Here is a 20190-nt window from a genome sequence, read left to right as displayed (position 1 = left end):
TCGCAAATTCTCAGCACCTGCCGCAGTTGACACTCTTCAATGGAAAAAGGTGCAGCTTTTGGTGGAGCACGGCTTTCTATTTCAGTCGGTTTATGAGCCAACGGAATCAGGCGGGCGGCAGAAGACAAGCTATCCGGAAACATTTGAGCAGGCGAAAGAGTTTGTTGTTGCCTTTAAGTCGCAGGCGGTGAATCGTGCCGCTTAACATTTCGGCCCACGCGGACACTCAGCAGCAGATAGCCGCTGCGCGGCGCTTGCTGCGTGCCGGTGGCCTCCAACGTTAAAGGGCAACGCGCTAATGTTGTCCATCCACTCCACATCGTCGAACCGTGAACTCCGCATCAGTAGGGGGCAAGGCGGCTATTTCGTCGTTGAGATCGTGGGTCACCGCGTCACGGCCCTTACGGAAGTCTGGATAGACGATGACGCCGTTCACCTCGGGCGCTTCTTCGTTGATCTCGGGGCGAACAAACGGCCGTGGAAGGGCACTCGCGAGTGGCAATCACTTGAACAAGATCTCAAATTCTCCGTTACTTGCAACGCGCTCGGTAATGTCACGTTTGACATACATCTCTCTGGAATGCCGGGCGCACCGGAGGAGTGGAGCGTACGGGTTGGACTGGACACGGAGCTTGGGCAACTCCCAAGAATCGGAGAGGAAGCGGAGGATCTGTTGAATGCCAAGGACACCCTTTAACATGACGGTCAACACGGACACGCACCTGCAGAATGCCGCTATGCGGCAAGTTGTTGCGTGTCGGTCACCTTCACGTTAGACCGCACATGAAACAGAGAATCAAGTGCAACGGTGTGCGTTACAGGCAAGGATTCATTGAAGTCGTGCCCGGCATTCATCCACATCACGTCAATCTCGAAGTCTGGAACGTGCATCCCGATCTAGACATCAGCCAAAGTTCATTGGAATCTCAGTCAATCCCGGACGAGGCTATCGTCGCAAACGTCGAAATCGAGGTTGATCTTGAGAGGGCCAAAGCACTTGTCAAGGCTCTTAACGCTGCCATCGAGGCGGTCGAACGAGCGGACAGTGTGCGGTCTAACCTTTCCTTCAAGCGGACGCCTGACGGCGCCGCTTAAGTCAAACGTTAGATATCCACATGTCCGCTACAACGATCATTGCAATTGGGGCCATTCTGGCCGTATTGGCTTACGTCTTCGTCTCGGCGAACAGAGCAGGCCAAGTGGCAGTTCCCGATTTGCGCGTTCTGTCCCAACTGAGGCAAGTTGGCTCCAAGCTGAATCAACCGCACAAGGTCGACTTTTTCTTGCATTTGCCGTCGCAAGATTCAGCAGACCGCGTGGCAAAAGACCCATCTTTCCACGGATACGACGTGCAGGTGAAGCCCGGCGCGCAAGACTCATCCGAGTGGCTTGTTCAGGCGAGCAAAACGATGGTTCCAGATTTAAAGGTCCTGGTAGAGATCCGGGAACATCTTTCAGCTTTAGCCTCGGCAAATGGAGGTGCGTACGACGGCTGGGGCGCCGAGGTGGTCCGGTGACCGCAACATCTAACCCGGCACTCAAGCGGACGGTCGTATCTGCCGCCGCTTACTTGGTACGTTAGGCCGCTACATGCCAGACATATTTCACTTCATATCAGAATACTTCTGGTTAGCTCTTCTCGGGTTTGGAGCATTCAACTATTGGAAAGCACGTCGCGATATTGAAAACATGGGCAGTGTTGAATCTGCGGCCGAAGGGGTGAACTATCTGAGACGCTTTGCCATCGGCGCCAATCTACCGTGGGTCGTCATGGGTCTTGGGTGTGTGTCTGGCTACACTCCAACGGTTTGGCACTATTTCCGTCCACAAGACGGCAATCCCTTTGTCATTGCCTGGTTGACGGTAATCCTATGCACGGCGTCTGTTTATGCTTGGTGGGTGTTGTTTGCGGGCGGCGCCGAAAAGGTTCAAGAGTTCAACCTGCTTAGCTCTATCGGACAGCGCACATTCAAGCAAAAATCCCCCCGGTCAATCAAGTTGCTCGCAATCCTCGGGGTTTTCATGGTTCCGATCTGGGTGCTACTCGTCGTGGTTCAGAATGTACCGTTGCCAAAATGACGCACCCTAACTGGTCAGTCAACCCGGACGCGGAGCCTCTGCTGCCTTCGGTCGCACCTTGCCGTGGCCGCCGGTTACGTTCACGTTAGGTATCCGAGCAACAGTCGCGCCTTCAAAGGAAATGCCATGAATGAAGTTGTGTTTGGTCTTCTTGTGGTCCTTGTCGCCATTGCCACCGCCGGGTTACGCGTCGCCAATCAATATGAACGCGCCGTCGTATTTAGGCTGGGAAAGCTTCAAGGCCTTCGCGGCCCTGGCCTCTATTGGATAGTTCCAGCAATCGAGTGGCAACGAACAATTGACATTCGAACCGTTACTACTTCCGTTGATCAGCAAGAAACCATCACGAAGGACAACGTTCCGGTGAAGGTCACTGTTGTCATTTGGTATTCCATTACAGACCCAATTAAGTCCGTTGTTGAAGTGGTCGACGTGGGAAGAGCTGTCGTTCAAGTTGCTTTGACATCAATGCGCAACGTCATAGGTCGACACACGCTTGACGACGTGCTAAAGGAACAGGAAAGACTTGGCACAGATATGCGCAAAGTCATTGATGGCGCGACCGAACCTTGGGGAGTCAAGGTCACAAGAGTGGAGATGCGCAATGTTGAAATTCCTGAATCCATGCAGCGGGCAATGGCTCAAGAAGCTGAGGCACTTCGTGAAAAGCGAGCGCGAATCATCAAGGCCGAGGCCGAGCTTGAGGCGGCGGTGAAGCTTAGAGAAGCAGCTGGCCTCATCATGGAAAATCCCGCGGGTCTGGAACTGCGACGGATGCAGATGATTACCGAGGTAGGAGCCGAGCAAAACACGACCACGATCATCATGATGCCAAGTGAGTTCGTGTCGATGGCTAAAGGCATCTCGGAATGGACAACCAAGCGTGGCGGCGAGGGGCCAAGAGATGATCGGGAGACCTAACCCTTCCTTCAAGCGGACGTGCCTACGGCACGCCGCTTAAGTCAAACGTTAGGCAACATCAGAAGCCGCCATGAGCCTGCATCCAGACTATCCTGTCGTCACGGGAACCTATCAAATGACCGATGAATGGGCGGTCGCTCTTCCTGAAAGGTTCAATCGACGAATAGAAGATGGAAGCCTTGTTCTCTGGAGGGCAACACTCACCTTCTGGGTCACCATTTGGGGGAACGACAAAGGCACATCCGAAGAGCAGCGGCTAGCTTCAATTTTGGAAACAGCCAGTGGTCTTCGAGGCGAGCAACAGATCGAACGCACCGGGAAGCTTATCCGGCTGACATACGAGTTGCCGGAGGAAGATTACTCCCGGGAAAAGTCTTCCTATAAGTCAATTTCCGGTTATGTCATCGCACCCATGGGGCATGTTCAGATCTCTGCTTACTTTGATACGCCTGCCGCTCGCACCCTCGGGTACAAGATCATTCATTCAGTGCGCAATCTTGCCTAACCCTTCCTTCATGCTGGCGTGCCTCCGGCACGCCGCTTAATTCAAACGTTAAGGGAGCACATGACACCACAGCAATTAATCGGCGTCGGAGTTCGTTTGTTCGCGATGTGGCTCGTAATAAGCAGTGTTGCTTACTTCGTTGCCATTCCGGGCCACCTCTCGAACGCCCCGGGATTTCCTGATGGTGCCACCGCAGTTTCTTTTGCAATCGCTGTGGCTTACCTGTTGGGTGCGCTCTTGCTTTGGTTCTTCCCGATGGTAGTCGCGCATAGACTCGTTCCGAGAACCCGGTACGAGGACCGGTTGTCTTTCCAGTCGCAAGAGCTTGCGCGCGTCGGTTGCTGCCTCATGGGTCTTTGGGCTTTTGCCAAAACGCTCCCCACGCTGACCTGGTTCTTCTTTCGCGCCTTCCTGGTGACTGGATCGACATCTTCCTTTTCGGCGCTGGATCCACAAGCGAAGCTGGACATTGCCGTGGCGGCTTTCGAGCTTGCTTTCGCTATGCTCCTGATGGTGAGGGCTGGCACGTTCGCCAAGATCGTGGTTCCGGAGTCTCCTTCGCCACCCGTTCCCGATGATCTTTAACAAATCAATCGACACGGACCCGCCACAGAAGGAACTTCTTCGCTGAAAATGTAGGCAATCCGGTCATTTTTACGTTAGGCGCCGCAAGATGCGGCGCGTTCACTCGGAGGTTCTAAATGTCTCTCCCTTTGTCTGCATCCGACTTGGCCACGCGCCTGGCAGTCGAGGACGCCGTCGTTCAGATGTTCGTTGCCACCGACGAACGAGACTGGCCAGCGCTGGAGAGTTGCTTTACCAGCCCCTTTACGCTCGACATGACCTCCATGGTCGGTGGAACGCCGACCGAAATGACGCCAAACCAGGTGGCTCAGGCATGGGCTGCCGGATTCAAGCCGCTAGACCACGTTCACCATCAGATTGGCAACCTTCGAACTGAGGTCAGTGGTAATCAAGCGCTTGTCAGATGCCACGGCGTGGCTTTCCACCACCGGGGCAAAGCAATCGGCCTGAAGAGCCGCATCTTCGTGGGCACGTACGAACTGCAGTTGCTGCCGTTCCCGGACAGATGGCGCATCTCCCGGCTTGTCTTCAAGCTCAAGTTCATCGAGGGCAACCTGGAACTTGAGAAGTCGGCGTCGCTGTGAGAATGACGCCTAACCCTCTGTCGAGCGGACGTCTTGCCCGTCACTTCGCGTCGGTCAGGACGCCCCTCATGTCAAACGTTAGATTTCACACAATCCTCAGGGGAAAACATTGATTCCATTGCACTTTCAGCCATCCGTCGAAACAGTAGATGGATATACCAACGATGCCATTCGGATGACGCAAAAGATCTACGCCGTCGACATTTCCTCCTTTGCCCCATCCACACTGCGCCGAGTCGACTCCGTTCTGGAAGAATGGAAAACCGGCGGTGCCAAGATGGAACAGGTAGCAAAGTCCATCTATGCCTTCGGTTCGTTTGCTGGTGAGGTTTTGCTTAAGGCCAGGCATGGTGAGTGGTGTAAGCCAGATCAGCCCCAAAATGAAGAGGACTTCTTCGACTATCCGTTCCTGGCTGTTCGCCTGAGGGGTGGAGCAGTTTGGCGCCCCATCAATCTTGGCTTTCAAATCATGGACTCAGTGCCAAACTCAAACTATTGGAACTCAATCGTCGATCTTCTTGGAAGAGTACCAAGTGAAGCCTGACCTATCAATCGACACGGACCCACAACAGCAGGAGGCGGCCTCGCCGCGAAGTGTTGTGCGCCGGTTATCTAACGGCCGGCTATCTAACGTTAGGCGTCACAAGGCGCATAGCCGAACTGCTTACACTGGGAGATCCTGAATGAGCTATGACTTGCTTGTCTTTGCACCCGCTAAGGCGCCGAATGAACGCGAGGCATTTCTTTCCTGGTGGGAAGAGACATCCGAATGGTCCGAGAATCACAGCTACGACGATCCAAAGGTCTCTACACCAGAGCTTCAGGCTTGGTTCCTTGAGATGATCAAGTCGTACCCGGCAATGAATGGCCCCTTCTCTTCGGAAGAGTTTCCAGAAGATGATTCGGCTGTCACTGACTATAGCGTCGGGAAGGAAGCAATCTACGCCGCGTTCGCCTGGTCCAAGGCAGAAGCCGCATATGAGCAGGTCTTTAGCCTTGCAGCCAAGCATCAACTTGGGTTTTTTGATGCAAGCTCAGAAACCGGGGCAGTGTGGCTACCGGACGGGAAAGGTGGGCTCAAGCTTTCTCATCAAGGTGAGTCATCAGACACTGACGACAGTGACGCCTAGCCCTTCCATCGAGAGAACGTGGCCCGGCAAGCCGGGCGCCCCCTCTCATGTCAAACGTTAGACCTCAGAGTACAAGCTATGCGCGCCCTAGAACTCAAGATCCCACCGCCGCTCGTGGCGCTAATCATCGCGGTCACCATGTGGATCGCTAGAAATGTTGCGCCGACGCTTGAACTGTCGCCCGCCACTCGTATCGTCGCAGCCGGCGTCGTCGCGGTCATTGGTGGCTACTTCAGCATCGCCGGCACCATTGCGTTTCGGCGAGCCAGGACCACGGTCAATCCGTTGAAGCCGGAGAGGGCATCGTCACTCGTCACGTCTGGTGTCTATCGGATCACTCGCAATCCAATGTACGTCGCACTCGCCTTGCTTCTGGTGGCCTGGGGCTTCTACTTGTCTGCACCTGCGCTCCTGGCCGGCTCTGCGCTCTTCGTTCTCTATGTCACTCGCTTCCAGATCCAACCCGAAGAGAGGGTACTGCGGCGCATGTTTGGTAACGAGTACACGTCATACACACAGAGGGTGCGAAGGTGGCTGTGAGACCTAACCCTCCTTCAGGCGGACTTGCCCTCGGTGGGCGCATAAGTCAAACGTGAGTGTGTCCATGAGGCCGACAATAGCTGCATCCTGGAAATTTCTGACGCTAGCCGTCTTATTCGGCCCTATGGCGCTCGGCGTATGCGTGCTGCTCCTTCCCCGGTTTCGCTCGTTGCATGGCACAGTTGCCGAATGGATACTCCTGGCCGTACTGTTACTGCTTCCGTTTGTCGGCGCGTTCGGCCTGATCAAATACATGCCGTGCTCGCTCAGGGTTCGAATTGCAATCGCCGTGGCTTACATATTGGCCATGGCTATGCCGGTGCTGCTCACAGCCATCTTCATCGGATGTTCATGGGCGGGCACGTGCTTCTAGGCGCATGCTCTAACATGCTGGGCGATACGGACGCCCAAGGGCGTCCGCGCTTACGGCGCTCCTGTTCTCTGGTCGCTGGTCCTCTCCAACGTTAGGTGTCAATATGCGCTCACCACCCAGAACACCCAAGCCTCTGCGCGACATTCGGTACCTCGAGAGCATCGATCCCCCTCAGCTCGATCTTCCCATGCCGCACTACGCATCGAAGCTCTATGGTTTCCCACGCGCATGTGTAGCTCTTGGCCAGCGCGTCGGAATGAAGTGCGAAGAACTTGGAATGTCTATCGGCCACGCTGATCATCTCTACCTGTGCTTTACACCATCTCTGCCCGATGGGGCAGTCAGGATGACCGAATACGCCACGGAGCATTGGCATCGATTCGTGCTCTGCGGAATGGATCCAGCGTTCAATTCCCTGCCGGACGAAAGAAAACTGGCTGTAGTTACCGAGGCAACGTTTTCAGCACTGCGCATGCTTGCGCCAACCGAGACGCCAGCGCTTGAAGTGCTTCGACACTCAGTCGAGTCAGAAGGCGAGGTGCTCAGAGTGTGTCTTAAGGTCAAAGCGACGAAGCAATACCGTGTACGCGTTGAGCAAACGGTCCCCGTGCATCCACAACCCACCGAGGTATTCGTTGAAGTCACAAATCTGAGAACGCAGCGCTCGAAGATGGTTAGAGTTGCAGAGGTGAAGTTCTACGATGATGCTCCAAGCTTGGTCGATCGCATTGCCATCGTTGATCACAAGCTCACGATCCATCCTCGAAAGTCCTTTCGAGCCAGCCTCATTGCCGCGGACTACCAAGTTCCAATTCAACTTGGCCTGGCCGACCTGAGTGGCGCCTAATCCTTCCTTCAAGCGAACGTGCCTGCGGCGGTCCGCTTAAGTCAAACGTTAGACATTATGAGTAGTAGAGAGCCGGAGCATGAAGCGCATCATGTACATCGAGAACAAATCGGGTGGTTTGAGCGGTTCCGGCCGCATTGGCTGGGTGGAGATGTCGCGCTCGACGCGCTCGTACACGTACGCCGGGAAGCGTTTTCTGAAAACGAAGTCCGGCTACAAATACAACTGCATCGAGGAAGAGACGGGAGCGCGTTACTGGATCTCTGGCCCCAAGAGGAAAGGTGGCGACACGATGTACGGCGGCATTATCGACATTGATGACGATGCAAGGCTTGAGTACTGGGCCAAAGTCCGAGGCCAGCCGGAGTGTATTCATCTAAAGCAGACCAGGTAACCAGACATGTCTGACATTTCGCCTGGCTCGGACACGCAGCAGCAGGATGCTGCTACGCGGCGCTTGCTGTGCGCCGGGAAGCCCGAACGGTAAGCCTCATCAGCGGCGCATCTCTCATCATCAAACAAGCATGACAGCACTTCGCGAAATTCACAGGCACAAAAGTACCTTGCAGTTGGCACGCAAACTCCTCACTGCGGCAATAGTGCTTCAGCTCCCGTTTCTGATCGAGATCGCGCTCAGACAAGCCGATTTACTGCTTCACCTGAACATCCTGGGCAACAGGCAAATGCCGGAAAAGACGTTTTGGTTTTTGAGCCTCACGGCGTCCGCCCTGGCGATCGTCGGGTTCATAATCGTTTGTCGCCAGCTATCGCTATGGGAAGGCGATCTGGAAAACACCGAATTCGTACAGCGAACCCGGCTACTTGGAACCATGAAAATTGCTGCGGGCATCCAGCTCTTCTTCTATCTCGTCTTTCTGCTTCCGCTGTTCAGCCTCATTCCAGTAGTTTGGGCCAGGTCGAAAGCCACCGCCGCCATTCAAGACCTTGAGGTCTTGATGCCCGCTCGTCGGCGCTAGGCGGAGGAGCAGCAAGGATGCGCGTGCCCCCATGTCGCGCGGATGCGTCATGTGGCCGTTGCGGCCATGCCATCGGACAAAAACGGACCCAGTACAGGTAAGTTTTCTCGGTGCCAAGGCTATAGTGCAAATACCAAACCCGCTCCCGGACCTGGTCCAGCAAGCGGGCAGACTGCAGTGGAGGATTGCGGGGTTTTACAGAATTTTTATACTTGTATGAAATTACAGTGTATTTCTTTGAATCTCAGCATACAAGCGGCTTACAGGAGGTTCTAATGTCCAGATTAGATTGCAAGCGCCAGGTTATACCGCAGGTTTTGCGGCATACATCACGTTATATGTCAGCGACCTGTCCATGAGCACGACGTCGTCCGAACTGCTGAACATCATGTCGGTCCGCCTGTCCATGATTGAATCTGGCGTAACGAACCCGCATCCAATTGTCGTAGCAGCAACGAGGCTTTTGGTTGAGCGGCTCAATGCACTGCCGTCGGGCGAAGCCGTTCAAATTACCTACACAGAGAATCCTCTGCATGCCAAGTACATCAGGCAGAGCACAGGTGAAGTTCTTGCCGAGTTACAGCTGCCCCATGACATATAACCTTTTGCTCCAGCGGACAGCTTCGCCGCCCGCTGAGCGCGAACGTTAAACGGCAGTCATGTTCGGTCCTAATCCAATCGGTCACTGGAGTGGTATCAAAGCGCCGAATACGGGTGGTGGCTATCGCTTTCTGAAAGTGGGGGAGAAGTATCGTGTCGTGCGTCCTTTTTCGGACCATGACAGCGACTCGCACCCGGAGGGCGAATCGTGGACGTTTCTTGGTCACGCATTCCTCCGTACGACGATGGGCTCTCTTTGTTTGTCTCGCTAGATGGGGCAAATGAGTGGCATATTCCTATGCAGTGTCGTCCTGAGGAGCAGGGTAGCGTGGTCGATGAATTCGATGACTATGTACAGTCGGTTTAAGGCATTGGCCTCCGGCGACGAGCCGTTTAACAGGTCAACCCCGGCGGACGCCTACGGCGGCGCCTGGTTTCCGACGTTAGATGCCTCACGCCTCCTCTCAATCGTTTACGCGCCTTCACATCCCAAAAAACATGTCTAGTTTCACCATTTCCGGTCGCTTGGGCCCTGCACTCTTAGGCGGAGCCCTCGTTGCTCTGCTCGGTTGGGTGTCCTTCGGATCACTCCTGCCAGGTGCTGCGGCGCCTGTTGGCGCCTGGATGCTCGGTGCCGCCGTAGCGTTTGGCGCGCCGAGTACATCCAAGGCATGGCGTAGGGTTCTGCTCCTGGCAGGGCTGCTTTCATTTGTGGCGGCCTGGGCAATGTGGGTTGCGGTTTTAGGCGGAACGCAGGGTGCCGTTCAGGCCACACGCGCCGAAAACGCGCCAGGCTTCTCCCTTCTTGTCCTGGTTGGCGCTGTGTTGTTATTGTTCCTTGGACCTCCATTCTTCATCTTGCTCGGTCTGGGGCTCATCGTACTTGCCCACTTTGTGGGCCGAGAGCCACCACGCCGTAAGGGAAAAAAACCAAGCCTCGCAGATGAAACAGGCGACTAACCCTTCCATCGAGAGAACGGCACAGGGGCTTCACCCTTGTGCCGCCTCTCATGTCCAACGTTAAGACGCATGGCAACCTCAAACACCGCTGGATACTCTGGAACGCCGCTTTCCAGGAAGCTTGGCATCAAAGAGGCGCATCGAGTGCTGCTCATCGCAGCACCTGAGGAGTACGAAAGTCTGTTGGCCCCACTTCCACCAGCCGTGCAGTTTGTGAGCCAGCCCGATTCAAAGGTAGATATCGCTCACGCCTTTGTCACGCAGCGAGAAGAACTGGCAAAGACTCTGAGTGTCTTGCGCAAGAAGCTGAAATCCGACGCAGCGCTGTGGGTCTCCTGGCCGAAGAAGTCAGCCAAGGTTCCGACCACCATCACAGAAGACACTATCCGCGAGTTGGCGCTGCCACTCGGCTTCGTAGATATCAAGGTCTGCGCCGTCACGGAAGTCTGGTCGGGACTCAAGTTGGTGGTTCGCAAGGAGCTTCGCTGAGAATGCGGCCTAACCCTTCCATCAAGACAAACGTTAGGTACCACTCATGGTCGCCACCAAGCTCCTGCTGATCTTTGCTCTTCTCTGCACCTCAGCCCTGCCTGTATCTGCTGAATACACGCCAACGGGACGGAAGGCCATTTCCGTAATCTCGGCCGATTTTCCGCATCTGGATTTCATTTGGACAAGCGCCGAAGGCGATCTGGACGGTGACGGAATCGCTGATCTGGCTTTGGTGGCCACTGGGCAGAGAGGTGGAAATCCACAGCGCGAGGAGCGCCTTTTCATTCTCAAGGGAAATCCGGATGGAAGCTATGGAGTCCTTTCCGTGTCTGACGAGTTTTGTCGCGTGAGCAAGTTCTATAACATCGATATAAAAAAGAATTCTGTGTTTGTTCAGGCGGTCGAGTATGCGGATGCCGCTCGCGCGTCGAGTTACACCATGCAGTTTCGATACAACGCGAGTTTCAAAGACCTTGAATTCGTCGGCGAAGAAACTCTTGACGAGAACTATAACGATGGGTCTTACTACAGGGTCAGCAGCAATTACTTGACGAAAACTGCCATTCATTCACGCCACGCGGGCAAGAGGCACAAGGACGTCAACGTTCGCCTTAACAGCTTTCCGATACTCAGATTGCAAGGCTTTGACTGTTCGAACCGTGGCTCGTCTGATTCGACCGTCCACATTGACGAAAACTTCAAAGTGCGATCCCGGTGAAGAGCAAGACAGTTAACAAATCGACCCAGTGGCGACGGCCTGCGGCCGCGTCTGGCCTCCGTCGTTAGACTCCATTTCACATATGCCATCACCAGTCATCGTCGCGCTCGACTTCGAATCCTCGGCTGAGGCGTCGGCATTGGTCAATCGGCTCGGTCCCGAAGCCGATCACTACAAGGTCGGCCTTCAGCTGCTCACAGAGGCTGGACCGCAGGTAGTTCGAGAGCTGGTGTCGTCGGGCAAACAGGTCTTCCTCGATCTCAAGCTTCACGAGATACCCAACTCCGTAGCCAGTGCCGTCAAAGCCGCTGGCAAGCTTGGGGTTTCAATGGTCACGGTCCATGCGTCAGCGGGTTCGGCTGTTCTGCGAGCGGCTGCTACCGCTGCGGAGTCATACACCCATCTAAAAGTCCTTGGCCTTACGGTCATCACAAGCCTTTCCGACGCCGAGCTCCCAGAGATCGGCCTCGCACCATCAGTCAAAGACCAGGTTTTCCGCCTCGCTTCGCTGGCTTGCAAGTCAGGCTGCCACGGTATCGTGGCTTCCGCCGAAGAGGCCGCCTACTTGCGTGGTTCCTTGCCTGCCGGGGTACTCATCGTCTGCCCCGGCATTCAGCTTTCCCAGGCGGCCACAGACCAGGTGCGCATCTCCACTCCTGCTGCGGCAGCCAGGGCAGGCGCCACGCACATCGTCATCGGCCGAGCTATCGCAGGTGCTTCGGAGCCACTGGTAGCGTACCGGACAGCGGTCGAGTCGTTTAGCAATGGCGTCTAACCCCTCAATCAACCAGACGTATCCTGGCATGCCGGCATCTTGTTTTTCGGCGTCGTCCTCGCTACATTCCTGGTTTGGGTCGCATATGAAGTCGCGACACGCCACGCCGCATAACATATCAACCAGCGCGGAGCCACAGCAGCAGGACGTGGCGCCGCGGCATTTATTAGTAGTCCGATCATTTTTACCTTAGGCCTAAGGAGCCACCGATGTTTCGAATCTTAGGTAGCCGAGTTGTCGCGATCTGTCTTGTTGTGTTTGGCATCTTTTTTATGTATGCCGGTCACAAGAACGCCACCAAGTTTTCGGCATTGCGCGATCACGGCAAGACGACCAAGGCCGAGGTAACCAGACTGGAGTGGAAGGAGAAGAAGAATACCCATGCTGACAGCCTGTACACAGCGCATGTTCGCTTCACTACGGAGGATGGTCGCGAAATTCGGACTGAAGTCGGCGTTGCTGCGGAGCTTGGCCGTGCCTTGCGCAGCAACTCTGTCCCATCCACCATGACGGTTCGCTATCTACCTGAGGCACCCAGCACGCTTCAAGACATCAACCAGGACGACTCCTCTGATGCCCAGAAGGGAGTTGGTCGCTATATGCTGCTTGCGGGACTGGCAATGCTGGTCATCCGCTTCTTCTTTTCAGGGCGTGCGAAATGATGCCCGATCCTTCCTTCAAGCGGACCTGCCTGCGGCGGTCCGGTTAAGTCGAACGTTAGACCGTTCCTCAATGTTCCGCTCTGCCACCATCGCTGAAGTCACTGACCTATTGGAGGACGGTCTTCGCAGGTTGCATCCGGAGCATAGAGCGGCTTTAGAGAAGGCCTGCATAGCTCCGCGTGAGCTGTCGGTCGCGGATTCACCGGGTGAGTATGTCGTTGCCGTGGCCGCCTTTGGCGATAAGCTGCTGTACTGGTCCGACGTAGAAGAGGGGTGGGAGCTCGAACGCCCAGACGACAAGGGCGGCATTGCGTCGCGTGGCTGCAACCAGTTTGAGCTAACTCATGTCATGTATCAAACGCTGGGAGATCCCAATGCGGTCTAACTGGTCGGTCAACGCGGATCCACAACTGCAAGGTGGCTCCGCCGCAAATGTTGCGGTCCGGTCACCCTCTACGTTAGGCGTCACGTGACGGCCGCCGAGGACATTTATTACGACCTGGCGCCCGAAGAGGCGCGGGAACGGCTGCTCGAACTCGCCGGAGATGGGGACCACGAGGCAGAGTTTTATCTTGGTCACTTGGCGGACGAGAGCTCGCCCAGGAACCCGGTCGAAGCGCTGGTCTGGTACAAGAAAGCTGCCGCCGGCGGCCTGCTGGAGGCAAAGCACTGGGTTGCAAGCTTCACGTATCACGGCATGGGCACAAGTCAGGACGTCTTGGCTGCCGTCCGCCTTCTCCGCGAATGTGCGGAGGCGGGGCTGGATTCATCCCAGTGGAAACTCGGCCAGCACCTTCTGCAGTTCCCGGAGAACACGACCGAGGCTCTCCGGTGGTTGACGGCCGCGGCAAGCCAAGGGCACACGGGGGCAATCGAGTTGTTGGCTGAAGCCGGTCAACTTCAACGTTAGGCGTCACTTGAAGCAGTTCCTCGCATCGTCAATTCAAAATTGAGAGGTCACATGCTCACGCTTTACTACACCCCCAATACTTGTGCGCTGGCAACGCATCTGGCGCTGGCTCATGCAAATGCTGGATACGAACTGGTACGGATCGACTTCTCGAAGAACGAACAACGGGCGGCCGACTATCTGAAGGTCAATCCGAAGGGCCGGGTTCCAGCGCTCGTGACTGCACGCGGGGTCCTGACGGAAACACCGGCCATGCTCATGTTCATCGCCCAGACGTACCCGGATGCGCTTCTGGCTCCGCTTGGTGACACGTTTCGGCTTGCGGAGATGAACGCTTTCAACAGCTATTTGTGCTCCACGGTTCATGTCGCTCACGCCCATCGAATGCGCGGCCACAGATGGGCAAACGAACCTGAAGCGTGGGACGCCATGCGAAGGAAGGTTCCTCAATCTGTGGGTGATGCCTTCTCGCTTATTGAGAGTGAGTATTTGCGTGGACCGTGGGTTCTGGGAGAAGAGTTCTCTGTGGCAGATCTGTATCTTCTAACCCTTGCTCGTTGGCTGGAGGGTGACGGGGTGGACCTCGCCCGCCTTCCCCGAATCCTTGATCACAGGGCGCGAATGCTGGCACTTCCTCTCGTCGCCAAGGTCATTGCTAAAGAGGAAGGGCAGCCGAAATGAGGCCTGACTCTTCCGTCAGGCGGACACTTCAGAGTCCGCTTCGCACCCCGCCTCTCATGTCAAACGCTAGAAGGCATCAGCATGGGCTTCGATAGCACATGGCAGTTCATGGGAGGCATCGCAATTGGGCTAGCGGTGATCGGGTCGTTGTGCCTTCGCGCTGTCGCGTCATACGTGCTTGAGTGCTGGGGCCGCAGCACGAAAGGTGCAGTGCTACGTTCAGTGGAGAAGAATGACGATGGAAGTATGGTGTACGTCGTGTCTTATGAATTCACAGCCACTTCGACGTCCGGTTCGCCTCAGATTCAAGCGGGGAAGCAGACGACGCGCTATGGCTTTCGCGCCAGCGACATTGTTGCCGTTCGATATTGGCCGAAGTGGCCGAGGCTCAACCGAATCGCGGAGCGCGCCGTCTGAAGACGGCAAGGACACGGGAGATGCCGTCTAACATATCCATCGACGCGCACCCACAACGACAGGATGCGGCTTCGCCGCAATTGTTGATGGTCCGGTCATCTTTACGTTATGTCGCGAACGCCACCGCCTCCTGACGTCGGCAATCTCTGGCGGCGCGTGCACAAGCAATGGCGCGACGCTGGAGTGGGCGTAAGCGCTGGCGCAACTGAGGAAGCGATTGCGGAATTTGAGCGCCGGTACGAAGTAGCTTTTCCTGAGGATGTCCGAGCCTATTTCGTTGCTGAAAACGGAACTGGCCATGAGATGGATGATGTGTACTTCCGCTTTTGGCCGTTGGCGGAGATCAGGCCCGTGAAAGACGAACTGGATGATTCAGGCGGTGTCATCTATCCGGATCGCTTCGCGTATCCCGACTGCTTCGTGTTCGCTGATCATCTTATGAACAGTTGGCTTTACGCAGTCCGACTGACGAGCGACCGGAATCAACTCGCCCCGGTGTACCGCGTCACAGCCTCAGACGAGGGTGGGGAACAGATGGCTCCGACATTCCGTCTATTCATGAGCCGATACGCGGATCGGCCGGAGAGCATTCTTTGAGGCTGTTGCGACATAACCTGTCGTTCGAAACGGACGTCCAGCGGCGTTCGCCCCCTTCGTTCCCAACTTTGCCGGGTCGCCAGTCAACGTCGCGTTAGGCGTCACGAATTCCCTCGCACATCACTCTCCGAGATCAGCCACAACATGAAGATCGGTCAAGCAGTCATTCGCACGATCCTGGGGCTCTCAGGTGCAAGTGCACTTGCCCTGGTTCTCGCAGCCGGCTATTACGCCAACGAAGTGAGGGCTGCCAGAGTTGCAACACCGTCTCTGATTTCCGAAACCTGGAAGCGCTTTGGAGCCCGGCTGAAACCCACAGACTTGTCGAAGGACAGGCAAGCCATGTTGTTGGCAGTCGAAGACCCGGCGTTCACCCGGCATCACGGCGTCGATCTTCAAACTCCCGGCGCAGGAATGACGACCATCACGCAAGGTCTGGTCAAGCTCATTTACTTCCCGGACGGGTTCAAGCAAGGTATCGCTAAAGTTCGCCAGACGCTGATTGCGCAATACGCCCTGGATTCGCTGGTTTCCAAGAACGATCAAATGCAATTGTTCCTGAATATCTGCTATCTGGGCAGCAAGAATGGCCAGCCTGTTCATGGCTATGCGGCCGCCGCACAGGCATATTTCGGCAAGAGCTTTGCGGAACTCACTGACGAAGAGTTCCTGTCGCTCGTCGCAATGCACATAGCCCCCGATAACCTGAAGCCCGGGACGCCGGAAAATACCCAACGCGTACAACGTATTCACGCCTACCTTTCTGGCAAGTATCAGCCTGCGAGCCTGCTGGATGTTGACTACAACGGAAAGCAACACGGAACACTGGCGGAAGAAGTCCTTATGTCATTCTTGCGGCTTGTCACCGACGCAAAGCCTGAGCGCGCTGGCAGCTAACGTCCCTGACATACCATGACGATCAACCCTTCAATCGAGAGGACGTGTCCCGGCAAGCCGGGTCATGCCTTGCATCTCAAACGTTAGACAACACGAAATACGCCATGGCTTTCGCTTCACATGAGGAGTACTTCGCAAGCGTGCCCGCTGATTTGCGCCTTCAGCTCCAATCCATTCAGGAAAAAGTTGAGGCGTTGGTGCCTGGTGCCTCGCGCTGCATAAGCTACAACATGCCCGCGTTCAAGCGCGGTCGGGTGTTCTTTTACTTCGCCGCATTCAAGAAGCACATTGGTGTCTATCCGCCGGTCACGCAAGATGCACGCCTCATGCAGGAACTCGCGCCATACCGTGGCGAAAAGGGCAATTTGTCCTTCCCGCTGAAGGAGGCGCTTCCTATCGAGCTTATTGGCCGGGTTGCCCTGGCGCTGTCGCAAGAGTACGGCCGCAAGTGAACGGCGAGCGTGGTCCCTGACCTTTCGTTGCTTCCTGGAGTTCTCTTTGCCGCAGGTGGGGCAGGGGGCAGCGCCGACGCTGCGGCATGCGCGCACTGAGGCCTGCCTCTGCATAGGGCTGAAACGAAGACGGCGCTTTTTTGCGCGCCCCCTTGTTTTGCTATCAAATCAGTAGCTGCTTGCGCTCATCCGCATTGGTCTTGGGGCCTGTTTCGTATATGAAAATACCCAAAAACAGTTGATTCTGGCGCTGCCATACCTCGCAAAAGACCCTGTAGTGGCCTCCAAAGAGCGGTTTTGACCTCTTTTTATGCATGAAAACTGGCTGCAGACCAATGTGGACGGGCGCAAGCAGCTATTAAATCAATAGCATTTCGAGCGGGAAGGGGGCCTATCTGACGACCGGACTCGTGCGCACGCCTGTGCTTGTCTGTCGCATCCACGCCATAGATTCCAAAGCGTTCTTGGCGAGGTCGATTCTCATGGTGATAATCGCCGTGATTTGCCTCCCCAGGTGAACTGATGAAGCCGCAGGTCTCACGACCGGAGGCCCGCCTGGGATGGGGATCCTCGCATTCATGCGAGACAAGCGGCGAGCACTGGATAAGGACCCCGTGCATTCGTCACTGATGTACTTCTAATATTGGGGGGATTGGCTTTGAGCCTGACAAAGATTTCACTTGTGCTATTCATTGGGGGCCTGGTATGGCTCGGTGCCGAATATGCAGAGGACCGCAAGCGCCCTTCGCGCCACAAGGTCCCTTCTGAGGCTGAATTGAGCACTGCCACCGGCAAAGCCCTGAGCGCCCGCGTTGTTGAGCGCAAGACAAAAAAAGGTGTACTTGCGAGCCGTTACGCGGAGCTGGACATACAAACCTCTGCAGGCATCGAGACTGTGCGCGTGGGCGAGCCGAACTCTGAGCGTTCGCTGGACGGGCTGGGTGGTGAAACCGTGACAGTCAGGTTCGATCCGAAGGATGAAAAGTCGGTGTTCAGTCTGAGCACCCCAAGCCGCCAGGTGATCGCGTACCGCGATACAGCCGCGTTCAAGGCCAAGCTTGTCGAGGGCAACAGCGGCGGCTACACCATTGGCTGGATCGCGGTAGCGTTGGGCGTTCTTGGCTTCTGGTTTGGCCGTAAGGTGGCAGCGAGTTGACCAGAAGTGCTGTGTCTTGCCCGGGGCCGCGCAGCTCAAACGGGGGCACGGTATTTCTGCTACTCAAAACAGCCACACCAACCCCATGAGTCTTATCGCCGAGCCCATTTCTCCCCAGTTCGCGGCGAGCACGCTGCGGAATTTGCTGACACCGACCTTCGGACCCCTTCAGGGCTGGAAGAGCGGCCGTGGCCACAGCTGGTTCACAAGCTCCACCAAGCTGTTCAAGCTTGAGTTCTACGGGCGTGTGCCGAGTTGGTCGTTCGAGTTCGCATTGAATCTCTGCCCCAAATATCCGTCCCATATGAAAGCCGCTGTCTCGTCGATGGCGAGCTTCGATCTGGAGATCGACCTCAAGCGATTGGCCGACGCGCACAACCTGCCATTGAGCCTAAAGGGCGTGCTGCCTGGTGGTGAAAACCAATACACCATGCTGGTGAACAACGGCCCGGCAGCAGAGCGTGCCGCGGCTGAGCTTGCCTCTGTACTGGCGCATGCACTGCCGTTGCTGGCAGGGATCGACAGTTGGCAGGCGCTGGACCATTGGGCCAACCGCGTACCGGATGCCGACTGCCCGTTTCGGTTCTTGCGTCGGCCCACCACCTGGACACCCATGAACCACCATGCCGACCTCGCCATCGCCAGGGCAGCAGATGCGCCTGACTTTGCCGCCCGGGCATCGGGCAAGCTGTCTCGCTACCGCGAGCGCGGCACGCCGATGGTTGGCTTTCTGGAAACGTTTATCGCCGCATGCGGCCTGCCCACATGAGCCGGCGTGGCGCCCGGAACCCTCCATTCAATGGTGTAGCCGCCATTGTTGGCCTTGGCCGCCTCGCCAAGCAGGGTTGTACCGGGTATCTCAAACCTTAGGCGTCACCGGCCATGCAAAAACTTCTACTCGTCGGTGCGTGCTGGGCCTTCTGGCTGATTTATGTCGTCGCGACCGTCAAGACCGATCTGAGAGCCGGCATCTCCTTGTGGCCATTCGTCAAGATGGCAGTCGCTGCCGTTGTTGCCGGATACGTCAGCTCAGTCCTTCTGCGCCCTTCGACCGAAGCTCAGGATGAAGCCGAAGAATCCCACTGGCGGCCCATGCCGCTGTTGATCAGGGTTGTCCTGGCCGTCGCAATCTTCACTGGAGGCCTTGGGCTGATCGCCATGAGCCTGGCTACCTCTTTGTTCGGTGTCATCGGAGTGGTGATCGGGATTGCCTGCTTGCCCATAGCGCTCTACTTTCTTGTCGCCGGCAAATACAATCCGCACGATGTGCCTTGAGTACTCTAAAAAGGGCACTGAACCCTTCTATCGGGAGGTGCTGATCGGAAAACCGGTCAGCACGGCCCTTCCAAAGCGTTAAGCTGTGCACGTGACGGCAATTCCACTCTTGCTATCTGACGCGGACCACAGGCTTAATACGCGGAAAGCATCACACACAACACCATGCGTTCACTTTTAGCCCTGCTTGCGTTTGTCATCACCTCAACACTCGCCACGGCTGCAGAGCCCAGCAAGGTCAGGACTAGCTCGTTTGTACTTCTTGCTGAATCAAGGCTTCCCGATGCAGCGGCCTTTCGTGCACAGCTTGAGGTGCGGCTCAAGGGAAGGGTCAAGATTGATGACATGGAAACAGACGGCCAAAAGGTCATTCTTCTTCGATCGCGGGGTGGCACCGTGATGATTGGGCTGATCGATGCGCCCCTGCCAAAAGGCCAGATTGACGACTTGTGCCAAGGCGCCTGGTACTGGAGGAGGGCCTGCGAAGAGACTGCCCGGCACAAAGCCCATGTCTACGTCAGTATTCTGGACACGAATCTCGATCAGCTGGACGCTTATCTCTTGCAGACCGATGTGGTGGCCACGCTGATGGACCAGAATGCCATCGCAAGCTATTGGGGCGCGAGCCTGCAGTCCCGAGAAGCGTTCCTGAAACAGAGCGGGCAGGCCAGTCGTGCGGGGCCGCCCGTTTGGCTCTGGACTAACTTTCGTATCTCAACCGATGTGGAGAAGGGGTTCTCGCTGTCCACACAAGGAATGGAGAAGTTTGACCTGCGGGAGATCGAAGCCAAGGACGTGAACCGAAATGGCCTGGAAGTTTTCTCCCTGCTCATGAACATGGCCCAGTATCTCGTCAGCAGCGGACCGGTGATTAAAGACGGGGAAACGATAGGCGCTTCACCAGCGTTGAACATCAGGGTTCACCAGGGACCGTCCTACTGGCGGGAAGGTGTCACAGTCTACAGAGTGACGTACCCAAAAGAATGATTTGATGTCCGGATTAGATTGCAAGCGCCAGGCTATACCGCAGGGTTTGCGGCATACATTACATTCGGCG

30 protein-coding genes are annotated in these 20190 nt (G+C 56.1%); all 30 read left to right on the top strand.

Annotation, left to right across the window (positions count from 1 at the left end; translation table 11 throughout):
* On the top strand, nt 1-205 hold a 205-nt coding region (locus AC1DWQ_RS20130), incomplete at its 5' end, for a hypothetical protein (protein WP_477668941.1).
* Between the two features lie 93 nt (nt 206-298).
* Nucleotides 299-697: a DUF6228 family protein gene (locus AC1DWQ_RS20125; protein ID WP_477671209.1), complete on the top strand. Its 399-nt coding sequence runs from the start codon at nt 299-301 to the stop codon at nt 695-697.
* Between the two features lie 86 nt (nt 698-783).
* On the top strand, nt 784-1095 hold the full coding sequence (locus tag AC1DWQ_RS20120) for a hypothetical protein (protein ID WP_477671208.1): 312 nt from the start codon (nt 784-786) through the stop codon (nt 1093-1095).
* Nucleotides 1096-1115: 20 nt separating this feature from the next.
* Nucleotides 1116-1517, top strand: a complete 402-nt coding sequence (locus tag AC1DWQ_RS20115; RefSeq protein ID WP_477671207.1) for a ribonuclease E inhibitor RraB — start codon at nt 1116-1118, stop codon at nt 1515-1517.
* Nucleotides 1518-1590: 73 nt separating this feature from the next.
* A complete protein-coding gene (locus AC1DWQ_RS20110) occupies nt 1591-2079 on the top strand; it encodes a hypothetical protein (RefSeq protein WP_477671206.1) in 489 nt (162 codons plus the stop codon).
* A 126-nt stretch (nt 2080-2205) separates the two neighbouring features.
* Nucleotides 2206-3000 (top strand): slipin family protein, encoded by a 795-nt coding sequence (locus AC1DWQ_RS20105; RefSeq protein WP_477671205.1) that lies wholly within the window; start codon nt 2206-2208, stop codon nt 2998-3000.
* A 70-nt stretch (nt 3001-3070) separates the two neighbouring features.
* The gene (locus tag AC1DWQ_RS20100) at nt 3071-3505 is read left to right on the top strand and encodes a hypothetical protein (protein WP_477671204.1); all 435 of its coding nucleotides are present in this window, start codon (nt 3071-3073) and stop codon (nt 3503-3505) included.
* Between the two features lie 60 nt (nt 3506-3565).
* On the top strand, nt 3566-4090 hold the full coding sequence (locus AC1DWQ_RS20095; protein WP_477671203.1) for a hypothetical protein: 525 nt from the start codon (nt 3566-3568) through the stop codon (nt 4088-4090).
* Nucleotides 4091-4206: 116 nt separating this feature from the next.
* Entirely contained in the window at nt 4207-4674 is a 468-nt protein-coding gene (locus AC1DWQ_RS20090) for a nuclear transport factor 2 family protein (protein ID WP_477671202.1), read from the top strand.
* Nucleotides 4675-4783: 109 nt separating this feature from the next.
* A complete protein-coding gene (locus AC1DWQ_RS20085) occupies nt 4784-5218 on the top strand; it encodes a hypothetical protein (protein ID WP_477671201.1) in 435 nt (144 codons plus the stop codon).
* 139 nt (nt 5219-5357) lie between these two features.
* A complete protein-coding gene (locus AC1DWQ_RS20080; protein ID WP_477671200.1) occupies nt 5358-5804 on the top strand; it encodes a hypothetical protein in 447 nt (148 codons plus the stop codon).
* 78 nt (nt 5805-5882) lie between these two features.
* On the top strand, nt 5883-6344 hold the full coding sequence (locus AC1DWQ_RS20075) for a methyltransferase family protein (RefSeq protein ID WP_477671199.1): 462 nt from the start codon (nt 5883-5885) through the stop codon (nt 6342-6344).
* Nucleotides 6345-6904: 560 nt separating this feature from the next.
* Nucleotides 6905-7564, top strand: coding sequence for a hypothetical protein (locus tag AC1DWQ_RS20070; RefSeq protein WP_477671198.1), 660 nt, complete (start codon nt 6905-6907; stop codon nt 7562-7564).
* Between the two features lie 79 nt (nt 7565-7643).
* Complete coding sequence (locus tag AC1DWQ_RS20065; protein WP_457279021.1) at nt 7644-7958, top strand: 1-deoxy-D-xylulose-5-phosphate synthase; 315 nt, start codon at nt 7644-7646, stop codon at nt 7956-7958.
* Nucleotides 7959-8088: 130 nt separating this feature from the next.
* Entirely contained in the window at nt 8089-8541 is a 453-nt protein-coding gene (locus AC1DWQ_RS20060) for a hypothetical protein (protein WP_457279020.1), read from the top strand.
* Between the two features lie 355 nt (nt 8542-8896).
* Nucleotides 8897-9142, top strand: a complete 246-nt coding sequence (locus tag AC1DWQ_RS20055; RefSeq protein ID WP_477671197.1) for a hypothetical protein — start codon at nt 8897-8899, stop codon at nt 9140-9142.
* Nucleotides 9143-10170: 1028 nt separating this feature from the next.
* Nucleotides 10171-10590, top strand: a complete 420-nt coding sequence (locus tag AC1DWQ_RS20050; protein WP_477671196.1) for a DUF3052 domain-containing protein — start codon at nt 10171-10173, stop codon at nt 10588-10590.
* A gap of 46 nt (nt 10591-10636) precedes the next feature.
* Entirely contained in the window at nt 10637-11311 is a 675-nt protein-coding gene (locus tag AC1DWQ_RS20045) for a hypothetical protein (protein WP_477671195.1), read from the top strand.
* A gap of 82 nt (nt 11312-11393) precedes the next feature.
* Entirely contained in the window at nt 11394-12086 is a 693-nt protein-coding gene (gene pyrF, locus AC1DWQ_RS20040) for an orotidine-5'-phosphate decarboxylase (RefSeq protein WP_477671194.1), read from the top strand.
* 209 nt (nt 12087-12295) lie between these two features.
* On the top strand, nt 12296-12748 hold the full coding sequence (locus AC1DWQ_RS20035; RefSeq protein WP_477671193.1) for a DUF3592 domain-containing protein: 453 nt from the start codon (nt 12296-12298) through the stop codon (nt 12746-12748).
* Nucleotides 12749-12818: 70 nt separating this feature from the next.
* Nucleotides 12819-13133 (top strand): hypothetical protein, encoded by a 315-nt coding sequence (locus tag AC1DWQ_RS20030; RefSeq protein ID WP_477671192.1) that lies wholly within the window; start codon nt 12819-12821, stop codon nt 13131-13133.
* An 84-nt stretch (nt 13134-13217) separates the two neighbouring features.
* A complete protein-coding gene (locus AC1DWQ_RS20025) occupies nt 13218-13658 on the top strand; it encodes a tetratricopeptide repeat protein (protein WP_477671191.1) in 441 nt (146 codons plus the stop codon).
* A 51-nt stretch (nt 13659-13709) separates the two neighbouring features.
* Nucleotides 13710-14339: a glutathione S-transferase family protein gene (locus tag AC1DWQ_RS20020; protein WP_477671190.1), complete on the top strand. Its 630-nt coding sequence runs from the start codon at nt 13710-13712 to the stop codon at nt 14337-14339.
* Nucleotides 14340-14864: 525 nt separating this feature from the next.
* The gene (locus AC1DWQ_RS20015; RefSeq protein ID WP_477671189.1) at nt 14865-15353 is read left to right on the top strand and encodes an SMI1/KNR4 family protein; all 489 of its coding nucleotides are present in this window, start codon (nt 14865-14867) and stop codon (nt 15351-15353) included.
* 144 nt (nt 15354-15497) lie between these two features.
* A complete protein-coding gene (locus AC1DWQ_RS20010) occupies nt 15498-16250 on the top strand; it encodes a transglycosylase domain-containing protein (protein WP_477671188.1) in 753 nt (250 codons plus the stop codon).
* A gap of 104 nt (nt 16251-16354) precedes the next feature.
* Complete coding sequence (locus AC1DWQ_RS20005; protein ID WP_477671187.1) at nt 16355-16702, top strand: iron chaperone; 348 nt, start codon at nt 16355-16357, stop codon at nt 16700-16702.
* A gap of 658 nt (nt 16703-17360) precedes the next feature.
* On the top strand, nt 17361-17858 hold the full coding sequence (locus AC1DWQ_RS20000; RefSeq protein ID WP_477671186.1) for a hypothetical protein: 498 nt from the start codon (nt 17361-17363) through the stop codon (nt 17856-17858).
* A gap of 85 nt (nt 17859-17943) precedes the next feature.
* A complete protein-coding gene (locus AC1DWQ_RS19995; protein WP_477671185.1) occupies nt 17944-18627 on the top strand; it encodes a hypothetical protein in 684 nt (227 codons plus the stop codon).
* 113 nt (nt 18628-18740) lie between these two features.
* Nucleotides 18741-19133, top strand: a complete 393-nt coding sequence (locus tag AC1DWQ_RS19990; protein WP_477671184.1) for a hypothetical protein — start codon at nt 18741-18743, stop codon at nt 19131-19133.
* A gap of 165 nt (nt 19134-19298) precedes the next feature.
* Nucleotides 19299-20120: a DUF4261 domain-containing protein gene (locus AC1DWQ_RS19985; protein WP_477671183.1), complete on the top strand. Its 822-nt coding sequence runs from the start codon at nt 19299-19301 to the stop codon at nt 20118-20120.
* The last annotated feature ends 70 nt before the right edge of the window (nt 20121-20190 follow it).

Source organism: Polaromonas sp. P2_G11 (assembly GCF_056403595.1).
Note: the sequence above shows the minus strand (reverse complement) of the source record. Positions and strands in the feature narration are given on the sequence as shown.

Coding starts and splice junctions, on each gene's coding strand:
- AC1DWQ_RS20115 (WP_477671207.1), top strand. CDS start 1,116: ATGTCCGCTACAACGATCATTGCAATTGGGGCCATTCTGGCCGTATTG.
- AC1DWQ_RS19990 (WP_477671184.1), top strand. CDS start 18,741: ATGCAAAAACTTCTACTCGTCGGTGCGTGCTGGGCCTTCTGGCTGATT.
- AC1DWQ_RS20125 (WP_477671209.1), top strand. CDS start 299: ATGTTGTCCATCCACTCCACATCGTCGAACCGTGAACTCCGCATCAGT.
- AC1DWQ_RS20080 (WP_477671200.1), top strand. CDS start 5,358: ATGAGCTATGACTTGCTTGTCTTTGCACCCGCTAAGGCGCCGAATGAA.
- AC1DWQ_RS20110 (WP_477671206.1), top strand. CDS start 1,591: ATGCCAGACATATTTCACTTCATATCAGAATACTTCTGGTTAGCTCTT.
- AC1DWQ_RS20045 (WP_477671195.1), top strand. CDS start 10,637: ATGGTCGCCACCAAGCTCCTGCTGATCTTTGCTCTTCTCTGCACCTCA.
- pyrF (WP_477671194.1), top strand. CDS start 11,394: ATGCCATCACCAGTCATCGTCGCGCTCGACTTCGAATCCTCGGCTGAG.
- AC1DWQ_RS19995 (WP_477671185.1), top strand. CDS start 17,944: ATGAGTCTTATCGCCGAGCCCATTTCTCCCCAGTTCGCGGCGAGCACG.
- AC1DWQ_RS19985 (WP_477671183.1), top strand. CDS start 19,299: ATGCGTTCACTTTTAGCCCTGCTTGCGTTTGTCATCACCTCAACACTC.
- AC1DWQ_RS20005 (WP_477671187.1), top strand. CDS start 16,355: ATGGCTTTCGCTTCACATGAGGAGTACTTCGCAAGCGTGCCCGCTGAT.
- AC1DWQ_RS20095 (WP_477671203.1), top strand. CDS start 3,566: ATGACACCACAGCAATTAATCGGCGTCGGAGTTCGTTTGTTCGCGATG.
- AC1DWQ_RS20100 (WP_477671204.1), top strand. CDS start 3,071: ATGAGCCTGCATCCAGACTATCCTGTCGTCACGGGAACCTATCAAATG.
- AC1DWQ_RS20070 (WP_477671198.1), top strand. CDS start 6,905: ATGCCGCACTACGCATCGAAGCTCTATGGTTTCCCACGCGCATGTGTA.
- AC1DWQ_RS20020 (WP_477671190.1), top strand. CDS start 13,710: ATGCTCACGCTTTACTACACCCCCAATACTTGTGCGCTGGCAACGCAT.
- AC1DWQ_RS20105 (WP_477671205.1), top strand. CDS start 2,206: ATGAATGAAGTTGTGTTTGGTCTTCTTGTGGTCCTTGTCGCCATTGCC.
- AC1DWQ_RS20075 (WP_477671199.1), top strand. CDS start 5,883: ATGCGCGCCCTAGAACTCAAGATCCCACCGCCGCTCGTGGCGCTAATC.
- AC1DWQ_RS20060 (WP_457279020.1), top strand. CDS start 8,089: ATGACAGCACTTCGCGAAATTCACAGGCACAAAAGTACCTTGCAGTTG.
- AC1DWQ_RS20090 (WP_477671202.1), top strand. CDS start 4,207: ATGTCTCTCCCTTTGTCTGCATCCGACTTGGCCACGCGCCTGGCAGTC.
- AC1DWQ_RS20030 (WP_477671192.1), top strand. CDS start 12,819: ATGTTCCGCTCTGCCACCATCGCTGAAGTCACTGACCTATTGGAGGAC.
- AC1DWQ_RS20010 (WP_477671188.1), top strand. CDS start 15,498: ATGAAGATCGGTCAAGCAGTCATTCGCACGATCCTGGGGCTCTCAGGT.
- AC1DWQ_RS20055 (WP_477671197.1), top strand. CDS start 8,897: ATGAGCACGACGTCGTCCGAACTGCTGAACATCATGTCGGTCCGCCTG.
- AC1DWQ_RS20065 (WP_457279021.1), top strand. CDS start 7,644: ATGAAGCGCATCATGTACATCGAGAACAAATCGGGTGGTTTGAGCGGT.
- AC1DWQ_RS20035 (WP_477671193.1), top strand. CDS start 12,296: ATGTTTCGAATCTTAGGTAGCCGAGTTGTCGCGATCTGTCTTGTTGTG.
- AC1DWQ_RS20120 (WP_477671208.1), top strand. CDS start 784: ATGAAACAGAGAATCAAGTGCAACGGTGTGCGTTACAGGCAAGGATTC.
- AC1DWQ_RS20050 (WP_477671196.1), top strand. CDS start 10,171: ATGGCAACCTCAAACACCGCTGGATACTCTGGAACGCCGCTTTCCAGG.
- AC1DWQ_RS20015 (WP_477671189.1), top strand. CDS start 14,865: ATGTCGCGAACGCCACCGCCTCCTGACGTCGGCAATCTCTGGCGGCGC.